Raw genomic sequence first — 15,561 nt, forward strand, 5'->3', positions numbered from 1 at the left:
TACGCCTTGGGAATCCCAAAAATCACACTTCTGCCAAAGTAGTGCTAGGACCAGCGGGATGAGCGACACGCAACAGGACGCGGCCAAGGCGGCATGGGATGCGGCGCACGTGCGCGCGTGGCTGGAAAGCCGCATGGCCGCCGCCGCGCAAGAGCAGGTCTACGCCGACCGCAAGGGCCGCGATTATCGCGATGACTACGATAAAGCGGCGGCAGAAGGCTATGTCTGCGGCTTGGCGCGGCGCAGCCCGGCCGTGGAAGAGCAGGCCCGCTTCGTGGCCTTTCTCACCGCTCAACTGGCCAAGGACGACTATCTGCTGGCCGGCGTGCACGACGATCGCCGTTTCGAGCGCGAGGTGCGCGCCTGCCTGCGCAAGCTGATCAAGAAGGCCAAGGCGAACGACGGGTTCGCCAATCTGGCGCATTTCCAGTAGCTTTCGCCCCTATCAGTTGCCGCGATAAGTGGAATAGCCATAAGGGCTGAGCACCAGGGGCACGTGGTAGTGCGCGCCATCGTCCGTTACGGCAAAGGCAATGGCGATTTCCGGGAAGAACGGCTTGGCCGAAGCGTCGGGATAGTGCGTCATATCGAACGTAAGGCGATAGGTGCCCGGCGCAAAGCTGGCGGTGCCGAAGCTGCGCACGCGGCCATTGGCATCGGTGCGTGCTTGGCCCACGGTGGCCCACTGGCCTGATGCATCCCGCTTCATCAGCGTTACGGGCACGTCCGGCCCACCAACGCCGCGCGCCAGATCGAGCACATGGGTGGAAATTTCGGCCGCTGTGGCCGGCGTGGCGAGCAGGACGCCGGCGAGGAAAGGCAAAATTTTCAGATCTTTCATCGGTTTTTCCAGATTTCGGTGCGGATCGGGCTTGCGTGCTTATACCGCGCAGGCATGCGCGGCAGACCGGCCTTTCGGGCAAGCAAAAGGGGCAGCCTCTCGCGAGGCTGCCCCTGCTCGATCTCGCGCGAGCGGATCAGAAGGTGTTGGCGATGACGGAGGCGATCACGCCGGTGCCGATGGCAACCAGCAGCGCGTCGTTGCCCGAGCGCACCCAGTGATAGCCGCGCGGCGGGGCGCTGAGGCGGCGATACTGGTGGTAATCGACTACGCGATAGTTGGGCGCGCGGCGCATGTCGAAACGCTGGCCCTTGCGGAAAGGGTTGGGTTGCACCTTGGCAGGGCCACGGCGCGCGTCATGGTGGCTGTCGCGGCGCATGTCATGATGCTGGGCCAGAGCCGGGGTGGCGGCGGGCAGGGCGACGGCGATTGCCGCAACGGTGGCAAGAAACTTGTTCATGGCGGTCCTTTCCAATGAAGCTGACCTTGCCTTAACGGTTGGCCATGGCCCCGGCTCCCACCGGAAATGTCTGATTTTGTATCGATCCTGTTACGCTTGCTCCAAGCCGTGGCGCGGCGAGAGCACCAGCGGGATGCCCCGCCGCGCGCGCAGCGTGAGGCGGCTGACCGGTTCGGGCGCCGGGCCGGGCGCCGGGGCGAGACGAAAATGGCGCAGCAAGGTGGCCAGCACGATCACCGCTTCCTGCATGGCAAAACCCTGGCCGATACATACGCGCGGTCCCTTGCCAAACGGCAGCCAGGCCTCGCGCGCGGCCGTCGAGCTTTCCGGGCGGGCGAAGCGCACGGGATCGAAGGCATGTGGGCAGGGCCAGTGATCGGCGTTGCGCTGTATCAGCCAAGGCGAAACGACCACCAGATCGCCGGGCCTCATCGCCTTGCCGCGCATCACCTGCGCCTGCGTCACCTCGCGCATCAGGAAGCTGACCGGGGGATAGAGCCGCAAGGTTTCCTGGAACAGATGGCGCAGCATGGGCAGGGCCTTGAGGTGTTCGGGCGCCAGCGCTGCCTTGCCGCTGACTTGCGCGATCGCTTCGGCGAGGTCGTCTTGCAAAGCCGGATCGCAGGCCACCAGATAGCTGGCCCAGGCGAGTGCCGAGGCTGAGGTTTCGTGCCCGGCGAGGAAGAGCGTGGCCAGTTGGTCGAGCAGATCATCCGGCGCAAACGGCGCGCCGGTGTGCGGGTGGCGGGCATCGAGCAGGGCGTCGAGAATATCGCCCGGTGCCGGCATTTGGTCCAGCGCGCCCCGCGCCATGATTCGCGCATCGACCAGCGGTGCGAACAGCGCGCGGATGTCTGCCGCGGCGCGGGCCATGCGGCGGCGCCGGCCCAGCAGCGGCAAGCGATAGAGCCGCAGCATGGCGTAAGGCTGGACGTGACGCTGATAGCGGGCAAAGGCGGCGAACACGGCGTCGGCCTGGGCCGGGGCGAGGGGCTGCGAAAACAGCGTGCGGAAAATCACGTCGGCGGTGACGGCGGTCATGGCCCGCTCCATGTCCACCGGCCCCTGCATGGCGGCGCGGTGCAATTGCTCTGCCATGGCATCGGCCGCCGCGCGCATGGCGGGGAAAGCGCGGCCCAGCCCGGCGTGGGCAAAGGCCGGGTTGATCATCGCGCGCTGTGCCTGCCACTGCGCGCCGTTGGCGGAAAACACGCTTTGCCCCATCAGCGGGCGCAGCAGTTCGGTCATCAGCCCGTGCTTGGGCCAGGGGCAGCGTTTTTCCTCCAGCACGTCTTGCACCAGGGCGAGATCGTTGATCACGAAGAAGCGCAGCAGCGGAAAACGCACTGTGCCCATCTTCATCCGATAGGATTTCTCGAACAGGGTGTGAATCCAACTGCCCCAGCCGATCACGAACCGGCGCAGCAGCCCGGCCTTGTGGCGCAACGGGGCGGGGTAGGGCGGTGTTGCCAAGGCCATGGTCTCGCTCATGCTTCCGCCTTTGCCTTGGCGACGGTCCGAAATGCGGCGATGTTGGCGGCCAGCGGCTGGCCACTGCATGTCAGGCCCAGGTAATCGAGCGGTGAGGGGCGATCGAGCCGGCGCAGATAATCAAAATGGGTGAGGTACTTGTCCTTGCGCCGCGCGGCATAGGTGGCCGGATTGCAGAACGCGAACCAGCGGGGCGAAAGCTGGACCAGCCCGGCCATCCGGGCGGGGGGCTGGCCCAACCAGGGATCGACCAGCGGGGTGGCGGCGCCATCGGTGGGCGAGCCGATATCGAGCCAGGCAAAACGCCCCTGCGCCAGCGTGGCCATGGTCTGTGCAAAGCCCCGGGCATCCCGCCGCGCACCCAACATCGGCAGGCTGGCCCCGAGCGTGACCAGCGCCAGGCGCGGCGGCAATGCTCCGCCGTGTCGCGCGAGCAGGCGCGCCGTGACTTCCGCAGCCAGGATCGCGCCGTTGGAATGGCTGACCAGCAGCACTTCGTCCCACTCCGCGTCTTCGGGCAGCGCGCGGTCGATCGTCTCGGCAAAGCGATCGAGCCGGAGCGCAAGCGCGGGATCGGCCTGCCCGGCGGCCAGCGCATCGTTGAACACAAGGAACTGCACGATCCAGCCGACATGAGCGCGCCCGCCGAGCAGCAGCGCGAGCAGGGCGGCGACGACCAGTACCAGCAGCGGCGCGAGCCAGGGCCGCCCCAGCCCGAGCGCGATGGCCCCGGCGCCAAGGCCCGCCAGCAGCGGCACGATCAGCAGCGCCAGGGCCGGCAGGAACAGCGCAACCCGGCTGCCATGCGGCACGCGGGCGAGGCACGAGAGGTCTGCATGCCGGAGCAGCCGCGCATAGGCGCGCACGGTGGCGGAGAGCAGGCGCGGCGTGCTGCGGATCCAGGCGCGGCGAACGATGTCGTCCCAGGCGAGGAAATGAAACGCGGTCTGCACCGTTGCGGCCGCATCGCTCACCTGCCAGGCGCGGTCGCCGGTGGCATCGCTGCGGCGCGGGGACAGGCTGAGGGGATTGCCTGAGCCTTGGCCCGCATTGTGCGTTGCGATCTGTTGTGCCAGCAATTCGTGATAGAACCGTGCACCCCGTGGATCGAAGCCGCCAATATAGAAGACTTTGCGCTTGAACATTGCCCCGTCCATGCCAAATTCACGTGCAAGGACTATCACAAGTGCAGGGGGCTGGCGTGTGTGATCCGGGGCAGCGGGACTATTGTCTGTTCCTCAATGGATTTAAATACAACCGCAATGGATCATGCCGCAAGCATGACAATGCTTATGGTATCGCCGGTGGAGGGCGGGAGGCGGACCGGCGCCGGGCCGATGCCGCGTTCTACCGCGCCTTGCGGAAGGAGGGTGATCCCATGGCGCTGCCGGTGTGGCTGGCGGTGCGCGTGGCGGGGTGGTTCTTCTTCAATTACCATGGCTTTCCCTGGCGCGGGCAACTCGTGCGCAAGATCTTCCCCGGCTATTGACCCAAGGTTCTGGCGAAACGGGCGGCGATGCCCCATATAGCGCGGGATGAACCGCCAGAATGCCTCTCCCGAACAACGCTCGGTCCGCCTGCTCAAGGTGGGCGAGCAGGTGCGCCACGTGCTGTCCGAACTGCTCACGCGCCAGATGGTCCACGATGACGTGCTGAGCGCGCACACCGTTTCGGTCACCGAAGTGCGCATGTCGCCCGATCTGCGCCATGCCACCGTCTTCATCAAGCCGCTGCTGGGCGAGGACGAGGACATCGTGCTCAAGGCGCTGCGCACCAACACGGCCTTTTTCCAGAAGGAAGTGGCCGGCCGGCTCAAGCTGAAGTACGCCGCGCGGATCAAGTTCCTGCCCGATGAAAGCTTTGACGAAGCGTTTCGCATCGACGCATTGCTGGCCGATCCGCGCGTGCGCCGCGATCTGGGTGAGGACGGCGGAGAGGGCGAAGGCGAAACTCAGGGCTGAAAGGCCGCATAGCTGCCATGGCCAAGCTCTATTTCTATTATGCCAGCATGAATGCCGGCAAATCCACCAACCTGCTCCAGGCGGCGTTCAACTATCACGAGCGCGGCATGGCGACGATGCTGTGGACCGCAGCGGTGGATAACCGCGCCGAGCATCTTGGTCCCGGACGGGCGATTGCCAGCCGCGTGGGCCTGCATGCCGATGCCCATCGCTTTGGTCCGGAGACCGACCTGTGGCAGGCGGTGAGCGCGCACTTGGTGCAGGGGCCGCTGGCCTGCGTGCTGGTGGACGAGGCCCAGTTCCTGACGCGGGCGCAAGTGTGGCAACTGGCCGACCTGGCCGATCGCGCCGGCTTGCCGGTGCTGTGCTATGGCCTGCGCACCGATTTCCGGGGCGAGCTGTTTGAAGGCTCTGCCGCGCTGCTCGGCCTGGCTGACAGCCTCGTGGAACTGAAGGCAGTGTGCCACTGCGGCCGCAAGGCGACGATGAACCTGCGCGTCGACCAGGCCGGCCACCCCGTGCGCGAAGGCGCGCAGACCGAAATCGGCGGCAACGAACGCTATCTCACCTTGTGCCGCGCGCATTTCAGCGCGGCCATGCGCCCGGATGAACGCCCATGAGTGACGGCCTCTATGTTCCCCTAGCCGACGGCACCCTGGCGCTGGAGCCGTTGGCCGAGCGCCATCGCGAAGGGCTGCGCGCGGCCTGTGCGCAGGACACGGAAATCTGGGCGGTCTATCCGCACAACTATCTCGGCGCCGATTTCGACGTGCAGTTCGATCGCCTGCTGGGCAGCGCGCCGCAACGCCGGGTCTATGCGATCCTGGCCGATGGCGTGGTTGCCGGGATGACCGGCTGGCTGGAGCATGGCGCGCCGGGCTGGTCGATCGAGATCGGCAACAGCTTCATCGTGCCCGCCTTGCGCGGCACGGGTTTCAACGGCCGGCTCAAGCGGCTGATGATCGATCATGCCTTTGCCTGCGGGCTCGCGCGCGTGGTGTTCAAGGTGGACCGGCTCAACACGCGCAGCCAGGCCGCCGTGCGCAAGCTTGGCGGCGTGGAAGAAGGCCTGATGCGCCACGAGCGTCGCACCTGGACTGGCCGCGTGCGCGACACGGTGCTGTTTTCCATCCTGCGCGAGGAATGGCTGGGCCGCCCATGAACGACACGCTCTATCAACTGGCGACCGTTGCCATCCCCATGATCGTGGCGATCGTGTTCCACGAAGTGGCGCATGGCCGCATGGCCCGCCTGCTGGGCGATCGCACGGCGCAGGACAGGGGGCGGCTCAGCTTCAATCCGCTGCGCCATGTCGATCCGGTGGGCACGGTGTTCCTGCCCGGCATGCTGGCGCTGGCCCATGCGCCGGTGTTCGGCTGGGCCAAGCCGGTGCCGGTGGACGTGCGCGGCCTGCCGCATCCGCGCCGGGCGATGATGATCGTGGGCGCGGCCGGGCCGGCGATGAACTTTGCCCTTGCGGCCGTGGCTGCGGTCGGCATCGGCATTCTCGCGCGGATCGAGCCTGGCGCGGGCCTGGTGGCGCAATTCGTGTTCGACAATCTCGTCAATTTCCTCGTCATCAATCTGTCGCTGGCCTGTTTCAACCTGCTGCCCCTGCCCCCGTTCGATGGCTCGCACATCGTCGAGGGCCTGCTGCCAGAGCGCGCGGCCAATGCCTATGCCCGGCTACGACCGCTGGGCCTCCCGATCATCCTGGTGCTGCTGGTGGTGCTGCCCTGGCTGATGCCCGCGATCGATCCGGTGCGAGCGCTGCTGGTGCAGCCGGTGTCGTGGCTGGGCGAGCATTACCTGGCTCTCGCGAGCCTCGTGGCTGGCCGCCCGCTCGACGCCTGAATACATTTTCAGCTTGGTCGTCAATTGTCGCGCGGGCTTGATCGCGTGGCGGGCCTGCCCATGTCGGTGGTACGACATTTTCAGGCAAGGAGCAGACCGATGATCCGTAGCAACGCCCTGGCCGCCCTCGCGCTCGCGTTCGCGCCAGTCCTCGCCCATGCCGCTCCGGCAAAACAGCCGGCTGCGGCCGAAGCGTCCATTCCGTTTCTGAACCACGGCGGAATCCGCGATTGGCGCGCGGTGGGGGATAGCACGCTCTATGTGCAGGACCAGCAGGGCCAGTGGTATCGCGCCAGCCTGATGGGCCCGGCGTTCGACCTGCCATTTGCCGAGGCGATCGGTTTTGACGGGCGCGGCACCGACACGTTCGATCGCTTTGCCAGCGTGGTGGTGCGCGGGCAGAGCTACCCGGTGCAGAGCCTGGTGAAAGTGCCTGGCCCGCCCAGCGCTGCCGCCGCCAAGGCCAAGCCCGCCGCCTGATCGCGCGCGGGAAAGGGCTGACAGCGCCCGCCGCAGCCGCTAGGGCGCGCGGCCATGGCAGATGGCTGGATCATTCTCGACAAGCCGCTGACCCTGGGATCGACCCAGGGCGTGGCGGCAGTGAAGCGCAATCTGCGCGCGCGGGGCCTTGGCAAGTGCAAGGTTGGCCACGGCGGCACGCTCGATCCGCTGGCTACCGGCGTGCTGCCGATCGCGGTGGGGGAGGCGACCAAGCTGTGCGGGCGCATGCTGGATGCCAGCAAGACTTATGCCTTTACCGTGGCATTCGGCGCGGAGACCGACACGCTCGACCTGGAAGGCGCGGTGATCGGTGAAAGCCCGGTGCGGCCGGCGCGTGCCGCGCTCGATGCGGCGCTGGGCGCGTTCACCGGGCCGATCGCGCAAGTGCCCCCGGCCTATTCCGCGCTCAAGGTGGATGGCCAGCGCGCCTATGACCTGGCGCGCGCCGGCGAAGACGTGGTGCTCGCTTTGCGCAACGTGACCATTCACGCCCTGCGCGTGCTGGAAACGACCGGCCGTGCCGATGCGCTGGAAAGCGTGACATTGGAAGCCGATGTGTCCAAGGGCACCTACATCCGCAGCCTGGCGCGCGACCTGGCGCTGGCGCTGGGCACGCGCGGGCATGTGACGATGCTGCGCCGCCTGAAAGCCGGGCCGTTCACCCTGGAGCAGGCGATTTCGCTGGACAAATTGAACGAATGGGGCCAAGGCGCGCCCCTTGAGAACGTGATCTTGCCTGTGGAGGCAGGGCTGGTCGACATCCCGGCTCTTGACCTCAACCCCGAACAGGCCGGGGCGGTCCGCCAGGGCCGCGTTCTATCGGGGTTGCCCTTTCCTGACGGACTGTGGTGGGCGCGGTGCGGCGGCAAGCCGGTCGCGCTGGTCATGCTGGCAGGCGGCGCCTTGCGCGTCGAGCGGGGTTTCAACCTTTGAGCATGTCGCGGAGTGAATACTTATGTCGGTGACCCCGGAAAAGAAGCAGGAAATCATCCAGAGCAACGCGCGCGCCGCCGGTGATACCGGTTCGCCCGAAGTTCAGGTGGCTATCCTCACCGAGCGGATCGTCAACCTCACCGAACACTTCAAGGGCCACCACAAGGACAACCATTCGCGTCGTGGCCTTTTGCAGATGGTGAACAAGCGTCGTTCGCTGCTCGACTACCTGAAGAAGAAGGACGTCGAGCGTTACAACGCGCTGATCCAGAAGCTTGGTCTGCGTAAGTAAGATCACGGACGGCCCGCCCCAGGCGGGCCGTTTTGCATTTGCCGCCTTTTACGGCGGATAGACCACGGAGCGCCGTGTGCGGATGCAAAAGGCATTCGGCAGCAGCGCAATCCGTGGTAGGGAAAGGGGCCTTGCGCAATTCGGCGCGGGCCCTGCGGGGCAAAGCCCCAAACCGGACCGGGACGGCATCCCCGGCAGCAAATCCCGCCGGCAATAGGGCCTGTGGGGCGAAGGAAAATACATGTTCGACGTCAAGACCGTATCGCTGGAGTGGGGCGGAAAGACCCTCACTCTGGAAACCGGCCGTATCGCACGCCAGGCTGATGGCGCGGTGCTGGCCACTTATGGCGAAACCGTGGTGCTCTGCGCCGTGACCGCCGCCAAGTCGGTGAAGGAAGGCCAGGACTTCTTCCCGCTGACCGTCCACTACCAGGAAAAGTTTTCGGCCGCCGGCCGCATCCCCGGTGGCTTCTTCAAGCGTGAACGCGGCGCCACCGAAAAGGAAACGCTGGTTTCGCGCCTGATCGACCGTCCAGTGCGCCCGCTGTTCCCCGAAGGGTTCTACAACGAAGTCAACGTCATCGCCCAGGTGATGAGCTATGACGGCGAAACCGAACCCGATATCGTCGCGATGATCGCCGCTTCGGCCGCGCTGACCATTTCGGGCGTGCCGTTCATGGGCCCGATCGGCGCCGCGCGCGTCGGCTTCAAGGATGGCGAATACCAGCTCAACCCGTCGCTGGGTGAAGCCGCTTCGGGCCGCCTCGACCTCGTCGTTGCCGCAACCGACGCCGCCGTGATGATGGTGGAATCGGAAGCCAAGGAACTGACCGAGGAAGAAATGCTCGGCGCGGTGGTCTTTGCCCACAACGAAAGCCGCAAGGTGATCGGCGCGATCATCGAGCTGGCCGAAAAGGCTGCCAAGGATCCTTGGGAAATCGACCTGTCGGACAATACCGCCGACATCAAGGCCAAGCTCAAGAAGGGCGTCGGCGCCGATATCGCCGCGGCCTACAAGCTGACCGACAAGTCGGCCCGTTCCAACGCGCTGAACGACGTGCGCGCCAAGGCCAAGACGCTGTTTGCGGATGAAACCCCGCAGACGCAGATGGTGGCGATCAAGACGCTCAAGAAGCTGGAAGCGGAAATCGTGCGCGGCGCCATCCTCAAGGACGGCCAGCGTATCGATGGCCGCACCGTCACGCAGGTGCGCCCGATCGAATCGATCGTCGGCTTCCTGCCGCGCACCCACGGTTCGTCGCTGTTCACGCGCGGCGAAACCCAGGCCATCTGCACCACCACCCTTGGCACCAAGGATGCGGAACAGATGATCGACGGACTCGATGGCCTGTCGTACCAGCGCTTCATGCTGCACTACAACTTCCCCCCCTATTCGGTGGGTGAAGTGGGCCGCTTCGGCGCCCCCGGTCGTCGTGAAGTGGGCCACGGCAAGCTCGCCTGGCGCGCGCTGAACCCCGTCCTGCCCAGCAAGGACGAGTTCCCCTACACGATCCGCGTGCTGTCCGACATTACCGAATCCAACGGCTCCTCGTCGATGGCCACGGTGTGCGGCGGCTGCCTCTCGATGATGGACGCCGGCGTTCCCATCGCGCGCCCGGTTTCGGGCATCGCCATGGGCCTGATCCTGGAAGGCAAGGACTTTGCCGTCCTGTCCGACATCCTGGGTGACGAAGATCACCTGGGCGACATGGACTTCAAGGTCGCCGGCACCAGCGAAGGCATCACCTCGCTCCAGATGGACATCAAGATCGCCGGGATCACCGAGGAAATCATGCGCAAGGCCCTGGCCCAGGCCAAGGAAGGCCGCGCGCACATCCTGGGTGAAATGACCAAGGCTCTGGGCACCGCCCGTACCGAGCTTTCGGCCCATGCCCCGCGCATCGAGACGATCCAGATCGACAAGTCGAAGATTCGCGAAGTGATCGGCACCGGCGGCAAGGTCATCCGCGAAATCGTCGCGGAAACGGGCGCCAAGGTGGACATCGACGATGAAGGCCTGATCAAGATCTCGTCGTCCGATCTCTCGCAGATCGAAGCGGCCAAGAACTGGATTCTTGGCATCGTCGAAGAACCGGAAGTGGGCAAGGTCTACACCGGCAAGGTCGTCAACATCGTCGATTTCGGCGCTTTCGTGAACTTCATGGGCGGCAAGGACGGTCTCGTCCACGTCTCCGAAATGAAGAACGAGCGCGTGGAAAAGCCGGGCGACGTCGTCAAGGAAGGCCAGGAAGTCAAGGTCAAGGTCCTCGAGATCGACAACCGTGGCAAGGTGCGCCTGTCGATGCGTGTGGTAGACCAGGAAACCGGCGAAGCGCTGGAAGACACCCGCCCGGCGCGCGAACCGCGTGAACCGCGCGGTGACCGTGGCGACCGCGGTGATCGCGGCGGTGACCGTCGTGGCCCCCGCAGCGATCGCGGCCCGCGCCGCGATGGCGACCGTGGCCCGCGCCGCGACGGTGGCGACCGGCCCCGTCGTGACCGCGACGAAGGTCCGGCCCCCGATCACATGCCGGCGTTCCTCAAGTCTGACGACTGAGGATCAGCCAGCCTGATTGACGGCAACAAGGAAGGCTCGCACCACCCGGTGCGGGCCTTCTTTGCAGGCTGACACCGCACGAGGCGGAGGCTGCTCCCTATTTGGCCACCGGCCAGGCGCGGTCTGTCAGCATCACGCGGTTGCGGCCGGCGCCCTTGGCCGCATAGAGCGCGCTGTCGGCGGCGGTGAGTGCACTCTCCAGGTCTCCGCAGGCCACGGCGTCGGCAATCCCGCCCGAAAACGTCACGGGGCCGAACGGAAGATCGGTGGTGCGGTTGATCAGGCGCCGTTCCGCCATTCTGGTGCGGGCGCTGTTGAGCAGGGCCAGCGCCTGGCCAGGGCTGCGTCCCGGAAACAGCACGCCGAATTCCTCTCCGCCGATCCGGCCCACGAAGCAGCCGGCATCGCGCAATGTGCCGATCGTTTCTGCCACCACTTTCAGCACGCGATCCCCAGCGGTGTGACCGTGGCGATCATTGATTCGCTTGAAGTGGTCGATATCCACCACCGCAACGCACAGCGGTGCGGCCCTGCTGCGCGCTGTATCGAGTGCCAGGGCAAACTGGCGTTCGAACGCCCGGCGATTGGCCAGCCCGGTGAGGTGGTCTTCGTCGGCCACGCGCTGCACGTGTTCCAGCGTGCTTTGCAGTTCGGCGGTGCGCGCGCGGCTGGCGGCAAGTTCGGCATGAAGCTGGCTGGCCTGGCCCAGCATGGCCTTGGCCGCTTCGGCTAGGTTGCGGACCAGTGCCTTGTCGGTGCCGGCCTTGGCCATGTCGGCGAGATGAACCTGCAAGGTATCAGCAAAATCGCCACTAGCCTGCATGGCGCCATGCGTGCTGCGATCGAACGCGGTCAGACTTTCGCGCACGTGGCACAGCAGGGTGATCAACTGCTCGGTCGCCATGTCCTGCGCGGGGTGGCGCAGCGCCTGTTCCAGCCAGGCCAGATCTACCGGCAGCCCTGCGGCGATGCGCTGAACGAGCAGTTCTGCCAGGCGCGGGTTCGCGCCGGTCAAGCAATCGTGGGCCATCACCAGCGTGAACGGCGTGATCGGTAGATCATGATCGATCAGCAGGGCGGCGAGGCGGGCCAGCAAGGCGCGGCGCGCGGAGAGTTTTTCGGCAAGCGCGGCCACGTCTTGCGCCGGGCCATCGTCGCTGCCCAGGCCAAGCCTGTGCCACAGGCGCTGAAAAGGGTTCTCCGCCCGCCGGTGGTCATGCTTCCCCATGCGCGCAAGAACGACAAGGCCGCGTCCCGGTTAAGAGCGCGGCCTTGCGACATTTTCGGCAATATTGGAGCGCCCGGCGATCAGCGCACGCGCGGGCCACCAAACGGCATCGGCGGCGGCGGCCGGCGATGGCCGCGTGGCAGTTGCGCCTGGAAAGCCCGGCCGCAATGTTCGACGCAATAGGGGAAGCCGGGGTTCACCTTTTCCCCGCAGAAGTGGAAATCCGGCTCACCGGGATGGCCCATCGGCCAGCGGCAGATGCGATCGTTGAGATCGAGCAGGCTGGTCTTGTCGGCGATTTCCGGGCTGGGCCGTGCGGGCACCAGGCGACGCGGCGGCGCCGGCGGAATCGGCGCCTGCTGATCGCCAGGACCCTGGCGGAGGAAGCCGCCGGGGCCGACGGAGACGACGCGCGGCGTCGGCGCGGCGGCTGGTTCGGCGGCAGGGGCTGCACTGGCGGGCGGCGGCGGCGGAGCAGCCGGGGCGGGCCGGGGCGGAGCGACCGGTGCGGCGCGGGCTTCCACCGGGGCCGGTGCAGGTGCGGGCTTGGGCGCGGCGGGGCGCGCTTCGGCCACGGGCGTGGCGGCGACGGGGGCCGCCGGCTTGGCCGGCTTGGGCGCAGCGGCAGCGGCCGGCGCCTCGCTCTTGTCATTGGCCTTGACCGGGGAGGGGCGCGCCTTGAGCCCCAGGCGGTGCGCCTTGCCGATCACGGCGTTGCGGCTGACCCCGCCAAGCTCCTCGGCGATCTGGCTGGCGGTGGCGCCGCCTTCCCACATCTTGGTCAGTTTCTCGATCCGCTCGTCGGTCCAGCTCATCCGTTCGAAAACCCTTGCATGGGCCAAGGGGAATGTCCCTTGCCCTTTCCTAGTCTTGCCATCGGCCCGCCCGCGCGATACCGCGCCAGTCATGGCCAATCAATTCCCGTCTCCCACCGGAGAAACGAAACCGCGTCAACCGGAGGCCGCCGTTGCAGGCGCCGCCGCCGGTCATGCCTATGGGCATCTAGCCGGTTTCCCGCAGCCCGGACAGCCGATTTTCCGCAGCTTCAACAGTGTCGGGCTCTGGACCCTCTATATGAAGGAGGTGCGCCGGTTCTTCAAGGTCCAGACCCAGACGATCTGGGCACCGGCGGTGACAACGCTGCTCTATCTGATGATTTTCACGCTCGCGCTGGGCGGTGGCGGCCGTATCGTGCTGGGCGTGCCTTTCGCCAGCTTCGTGGCGCCGGGCCTGATTGCCATGGGCATGATCAACAATGCCTTTGCCAATGCCAGCTTCGGCCTGCTGGGCGGCAAGATCCAGGGCACGATCATCGATTACCTGATGCCGCCGGTTTCCGAAGGCGAACTGCTGGCCGCGCTGGTGGGTGCGGCGGTGACGCGCGCGATCCTGGTCGGCCTTGCGGTGGCGGCGGCCATGGCGTTCTGGCCCGGCGTCTCGCTGGAAATGCGCCATCCCTGGGCGATCGTCTGGTTCGGCCTGATGGGCTCGATCCTGCTCTCGCTGATTGGGGTGGCCACCTCGCTCTGGGCGGAAAAGTTCGATCACAACGCGGCGGTGACCAACTTCATCATCACCCCGATGTCGATGCTCTCTGGCACGTTCTACGTCATCGATCGCCTGGCGCCCGCGTTCCAGACGGTCAGCCGCATGAATCCGATCTTCTACGTGATTTCCGGCTTCCGCTATGGCTTCCTGGGCCAGAGCGACATTGGCAGCAGCAACATGGCGGTACTGCACGGCGCGATCGGCCTGGGCGTGCTCAACCTGGTGCTGGGGCTGGGCCTCTATGCCGTGCTGCGGTCGGGCTGGCGCCTGAAGGCCTGAACAGTTCACAGACGCGAAAAAGGCGCCGTTTCCCCCTTGGGAGACGGCGCCTTTTTCATGCGCGCGGCAGGATCAGTGCGAGAGGCGCCGCCGCAGGCGATAGCGCCCGTCGGCAAAGCCATCGAACATCTCGTGCAGGGAAGGGTGGTCCACCGGCCCGGCTTCTGCATCGCCCGCCAAGTTCTGTTGGCTGACGTAGGCGACATAGCTGCTCTCGTCGTTTTCGGCGAGCAGGTGATAGAACGGCTGTTCGCGCGGGGGCCGCATGTCTTCGGGAATGGATTCGTACCACTCCTCGCTGTTGGCGAATACCGGATCGATATCGAACACCACGCCCCGGAACCCGAACAACCGGTGGCGCACCACATCGCCAATCGCAAAGCGCGCTTCGCTGACGGCCGGAACGGAAATCTGACGGCCAGCCTGGGGAGAAAAGTAGCTCGTATTTTCGGCATGAATGGACATGGTGCGAATATAGGTTTGTGGCACAAGCGAAACAAGCGAGCCTTTCGGGGAATATCAGGCTGGGGATAACTCGTCTTTCCTCTTGGCAAGCCCCGAATCGTGCGCTAGTGGCGCGGTCCTCGGCCGGGGCGGCCTACCAGCCACCCTCACACGGCACTTCATGGAGAGGTGGCAGAGTGGTCGAATGCGCCGCACTCGAAATGCGGTGTACGGGCAACCGTACCGTGGGTTCGAATCCCACCCTCTCCGCCATGTGCCTCTTTCGGCGTTAAGCCGGGCTACCCTAAAATACCACGCAAGGCACAAGGGAAGAGGGCTTTTCCTCGCTGGCGCAATATTTGCTGCGAACGGTCAAGTGTGGGTTAGCTTTGGCGATGCTCGCCATGTCTTGCTGAAATCTCGCTGGATATGCTCGAACCGCGCGCGCGGCGCGGCCTTGACGGATATGGCGTTGCCGGATGCGGTTGAGCCTGGCGGCAAACTGGTGGTTGCCTGTCTCTTGCGGCGGGGTGTTGCAGAAAGGAAAGATGGATTTGGGGGGAGGCCCTCCTGGAGTATGGAAGTGCTCCTTATCCGGGCCTCGGTCCTGGTCCCGGAGACCGCTCATGCAAACGAGTGCTGTACCCCCTGCCGTGTTGCACACCAGCCGTGAACGGCCCCACGGCATTCTCCCGCGTCATGAACCTGAATGACTAGGCGGCGTGGACAAATTTGAGCCAGTATCTGGCGGTGGCGAGCTGGACCATGCCGAGGAAGCTATTGGCCAGTTGATCGTATCGGGTGGCGATGGCGCGGTTAATCTTGAGATGGCCGAACATGCGCTCGATGCGATTGCGCTGCTTGTAGAGCGCCCGATCATGTTCGATCTTCACGCGCGGTTAGACCGGCCAGGAATGACGGCCTTGATCTTTCGTTCGGCAAGATCGGCACGGATGGCATCGGCGTCATAACCTTTGTCCGCAAGGAAAGCGTCGGGGGCCTGCTCAGGCAGGTCGATCAAATCATCATACGCCTTGCAATCTGCCGCCTCGCCACCCGTCAGGTGGAAGGCGACTGGTCGTCCAACGGCATCAGCCAGACAGTGAAGTTTGAGGTGGTGCCGTTTTTCTGGACAGGGTGATAAGCTCAGCCTGACCTGAGGAACGGACTGG

At 65.7% G+C, this 15,561-nt stretch carries 20 protein-coding genes and 1 tRNA gene; 12 read left to right on the plus strand and 9 right to left on the minus strand.

Annotation, left to right across the window (positions count from 1 at the left end; genetic code table 11):
- Positions 1-58: 58 nt before the first annotated feature.
- The gene (locus IE191_RS20160; protein WP_191326219.1) at positions 59-433 is read left to right on the plus strand and encodes a hypothetical protein; all 375 of its coding nucleotides are present in this window, start codon (positions 59-61) and stop codon (positions 431-433) included.
- A gap of 12 nt (positions 434-445) precedes the next feature.
- Here IE191_RS20160 and uraH read toward each other — a convergent pair whose 3' ends face one another.
- The 4 genes from uraH to IE191_RS20180 form a co-directional block, all read right to left on the minus strand.
- Positions 446-841, minus strand: a complete 396-nt coding sequence (uraH, locus tag IE191_RS20165) for a hydroxyisourate hydrolase (RefSeq protein ID WP_191326221.1) — start codon at positions 839-841, stop codon at positions 446-448.
- Between the two features lie 136 nt (positions 842-977).
- The gene (locus IE191_RS20170; protein WP_191326223.1) at positions 978-1,301 is read right to left on the minus strand and encodes an RcnB family protein; all 324 of its coding nucleotides are present in this window, start codon (positions 1,299-1,301) and stop codon (positions 978-980) included.
- Between the two features lie 90 nt (positions 1,302-1,391).
- Positions 1,392-2,792 carry a cytochrome P450 gene (locus IE191_RS20175; RefSeq protein WP_191326225.1) on the minus strand — a complete coding sequence of 467 codons (1,401 nt, stop codon included), beginning with the start codon at positions 2,790-2,792 and terminating at the stop codon, positions 1,392-1,394.
- Positions 2,789-3,949, minus strand: coding sequence for a hypothetical protein (locus IE191_RS20180; protein WP_191326228.1), 1,161 nt, complete (start codon positions 3,947-3,949; stop codon positions 2,789-2,791). Before IE191_RS20180 ends, IE191_RS20175 begins: the two co-directional genes overlap by 4 nt.
- Positions 3,950-3,978: 29 nt before the next feature.
- On the opposite strand from IE191_RS20180, the gene IE191_RS20185 reads away from it, so the two are divergent.
- From IE191_RS20185 to pnp, 9 genes are all read left to right on the plus strand, one after another.
- Positions 3,979-4,281 (plus strand): DUF1353 domain-containing protein, encoded by a 303-nt coding sequence (locus IE191_RS20185; protein ID WP_229815713.1) that lies wholly within the window; start codon positions 3,979-3,981, stop codon positions 4,279-4,281.
- 46 nt (positions 4,282-4,327) lie between these two features.
- On the plus strand, positions 4,328-4,753 hold the full coding sequence (gene rbfA / locus IE191_RS20190; RefSeq protein ID WP_191326230.1) for a 30S ribosome-binding factor RbfA: 426 nt from the start codon (positions 4,328-4,330) through the stop codon (positions 4,751-4,753).
- A gap of 17 nt (positions 4,754-4,770) precedes the next feature.
- On the plus strand, positions 4,771-5,373 hold the full coding sequence (locus tag IE191_RS20195) for a thymidine kinase (RefSeq protein ID WP_191326232.1): 603 nt from the start codon (positions 4,771-4,773) through the stop codon (positions 5,371-5,373).
- Complete coding sequence (locus IE191_RS20200) at positions 5,370-5,915, plus strand: GNAT family N-acetyltransferase (RefSeq protein WP_191326234.1); 546 nt, start codon at positions 5,370-5,372, stop codon at positions 5,913-5,915. Before IE191_RS20195 ends, IE191_RS20200 begins: the two co-directional genes overlap by 4 nt.
- On the plus strand, positions 5,912-6,607 hold the full coding sequence (locus IE191_RS20205) for a site-2 protease family protein (protein WP_191326237.1): 696 nt from the start codon (positions 5,912-5,914) through the stop codon (positions 6,605-6,607). Before IE191_RS20200 ends, IE191_RS20205 begins: the two co-directional genes overlap by 4 nt.
- Positions 6,608-6,706: 99 nt before the next feature.
- Complete coding sequence (locus IE191_RS20210) at positions 6,707-7,087, plus strand: DUF6491 family protein (protein WP_229815715.1); 381 nt, start codon at positions 6,707-6,709, stop codon at positions 7,085-7,087.
- Between the two features lie 54 nt (positions 7,088-7,141).
- Positions 7,142-8,041: a tRNA pseudouridine(55) synthase TruB gene (gene truB, locus IE191_RS20215; protein WP_191326238.1), complete on the plus strand. Its 900-nt coding sequence runs from the start codon at positions 7,142-7,144 to the stop codon at positions 8,039-8,041.
- Between the two features lie 22 nt (positions 8,042-8,063).
- On the plus strand, positions 8,064-8,333 hold the full coding sequence (rpsO, locus tag IE191_RS20220; protein WP_191326240.1) for a 30S ribosomal protein S15: 270 nt from the start codon (positions 8,064-8,066) through the stop codon (positions 8,331-8,333).
- A gap of 241 nt (positions 8,334-8,574) precedes the next feature.
- A complete protein-coding gene (pnp, locus tag IE191_RS20225) occupies positions 8,575-10,890 on the plus strand; it encodes a polyribonucleotide nucleotidyltransferase (RefSeq protein ID WP_191326242.1) in 2,316 nt (771 codons plus the stop codon).
- Between the two features lie 97 nt (positions 10,891-10,987).
- Here pnp and IE191_RS20230 read toward each other — a convergent pair whose 3' ends face one another.
- Both IE191_RS20230 and IE191_RS20235 read right to left on the minus strand, forming a co-directional pair.
- Positions 10,988-12,118 carry a GGDEF domain-containing protein gene (locus IE191_RS20230; protein WP_191326244.1) on the minus strand — a complete coding sequence of 377 codons (1,131 nt, stop codon included), beginning with the start codon at positions 12,116-12,118 and terminating at the stop codon, positions 10,988-10,990.
- 80 nt (positions 12,119-12,198) lie between these two features.
- A complete protein-coding gene (locus IE191_RS20235; RefSeq protein WP_191326246.1) occupies positions 12,199-12,933 on the minus strand; it encodes a GcrA family cell cycle regulator in 735 nt (244 codons plus the stop codon).
- Positions 12,934-13,024: 91 nt separating this feature from the next.
- Here IE191_RS20235 and IE191_RS20240 point away from each other — a divergent pair, with 91 nt between their 5' ends.
- Positions 13,025-13,945, plus strand: a complete 921-nt coding sequence (locus tag IE191_RS20240) for an ABC transporter permease (protein ID WP_191326247.1) — start codon at positions 13,025-13,027, stop codon at positions 13,943-13,945.
- A gap of 72 nt (positions 13,946-14,017) precedes the next feature.
- Here the strand turns inward: IE191_RS20240 and hspQ are convergent, their stop codons facing one another.
- A complete protein-coding gene (hspQ, locus tag IE191_RS20245) occupies positions 14,018-14,410 on the minus strand; it encodes a heat shock protein HspQ (RefSeq protein ID WP_191326248.1) in 393 nt (130 codons plus the stop codon).
- A gap of 162 nt (positions 14,411-14,572) precedes the next feature.
- Here hspQ and IE191_RS20250 point away from each other — a divergent pair.
- Positions 14,573-14,662 (plus strand) — tRNA-Ser (locus IE191_RS20250).
- A gap of 440 nt (positions 14,663-15,102) precedes the next feature.
- Here the strand turns inward: IE191_RS20250 and IE191_RS21200 are convergent.
- Both IE191_RS21200 and IE191_RS21205 read right to left on the minus strand, forming a co-directional pair.
- Positions 15,103-15,282, minus strand: a complete 180-nt coding sequence (locus IE191_RS21200) for a transposase (protein WP_229815717.1) — start codon at positions 15,280-15,282, stop codon at positions 15,103-15,105.
- Positions 15,279-15,561 (minus strand): transposase (locus IE191_RS21205; RefSeq protein WP_229815718.1); only part of this gene is annotated, 283 nt, incomplete at its 5' end. The genes IE191_RS21200 and IE191_RS21205, both read right to left, overlap by 4 nt.

This window comes from Novosphingobium pokkalii, from assembly GCF_014652855.1.
In the GTDB taxonomy this organism is placed as follows: domain Bacteria; phylum Pseudomonadota; class Alphaproteobacteria; order Sphingomonadales; family Sphingomonadaceae; genus Novosphingobium; species Novosphingobium pokkalii.

What these genes read in the sequence shown, in the direction of transcription:
- IE191_RS20160 (WP_191326219.1), top strand. Translation starts at nt 59, where the DNA reads ATGAGCGACACGCAACAGGACGCGGCCAAGGCGGCATGGGATGCGGCG.
- uraH (WP_191326221.1), bottom strand. Translation starts at nt 841, where the DNA reads ATGAAAGATCTGAAAATTTTGCCTTTCCTCGCCGGCGTCCTGCTCGCC.
- IE191_RS20170 (WP_191326223.1), bottom strand. Translation starts at nt 1,301, where the DNA reads ATGAACAAGTTTCTTGCCACCGTTGCGGCAATCGCCGTCGCCCTGCCC.
- IE191_RS20175 (WP_191326225.1), bottom strand. Translation starts at nt 2,792, where the DNA reads ATGAGCGAGACCATGGCCTTGGCAACACCGCCCTACCCCGCCCCGTTG.
- IE191_RS20180 (WP_191326228.1), bottom strand. Translation starts at nt 3,949, where the DNA reads ATGGACGGGGCAATGTTCAAGCGCAAAGTCTTCTATATTGGCGGCTTC.
- rbfA (WP_191326230.1), top strand. Translation starts at nt 4,328, where the DNA reads ATGAACCGCCAGAATGCCTCTCCCGAACAACGCTCGGTCCGCCTGCTC.
- IE191_RS20195 (WP_191326232.1), top strand. Translation starts at nt 4,771, where the DNA reads ATGGCCAAGCTCTATTTCTATTATGCCAGCATGAATGCCGGCAAATCC.
- IE191_RS20200 (WP_191326234.1), top strand. Translation starts at nt 5,370, where the DNA reads ATGAGTGACGGCCTCTATGTTCCCCTAGCCGACGGCACCCTGGCGCTG.
- IE191_RS20205 (WP_191326237.1), top strand. Translation starts at nt 5,912, where the DNA reads ATGAACGACACGCTCTATCAACTGGCGACCGTTGCCATCCCCATGATC.
- IE191_RS20210 (WP_229815715.1), top strand. Translation starts at nt 6,707, where the DNA reads ATGATCCGTAGCAACGCCCTGGCCGCCCTCGCGCTCGCGTTCGCGCCA.
- truB (WP_191326238.1), top strand. Translation starts at nt 7,142, where the DNA reads ATGGCAGATGGCTGGATCATTCTCGACAAGCCGCTGACCCTGGGATCG.
- rpsO (WP_191326240.1), top strand. Translation starts at nt 8,064, where the DNA reads ATGTCGGTGACCCCGGAAAAGAAGCAGGAAATCATCCAGAGCAACGCG.
- pnp (WP_191326242.1), top strand. Translation starts at nt 8,575, where the DNA reads ATGTTCGACGTCAAGACCGTATCGCTGGAGTGGGGCGGAAAGACCCTC.
- IE191_RS20230 (WP_191326244.1), bottom strand. Translation starts at nt 12,118, where the DNA reads ATGGGGAAGCATGACCACCGGCGGGCGGAGAACCCTTTTCAGCGCCTG.
- IE191_RS20235 (WP_191326246.1), bottom strand. Translation starts at nt 12,933, where the DNA reads ATGAGCTGGACCGACGAGCGGATCGAGAAACTGACCAAGATGTGGGAA.
- IE191_RS20240 (WP_191326247.1), top strand. Translation starts at nt 13,025, where the DNA reads ATGGCCAATCAATTCCCGTCTCCCACCGGAGAAACGAAACCGCGTCAA.
- hspQ (WP_191326248.1), bottom strand. Translation starts at nt 14,410, where the DNA reads ATGTCCATTCATGCCGAAAATACGAGCTACTTTTCTCCCCAGGCTGGC.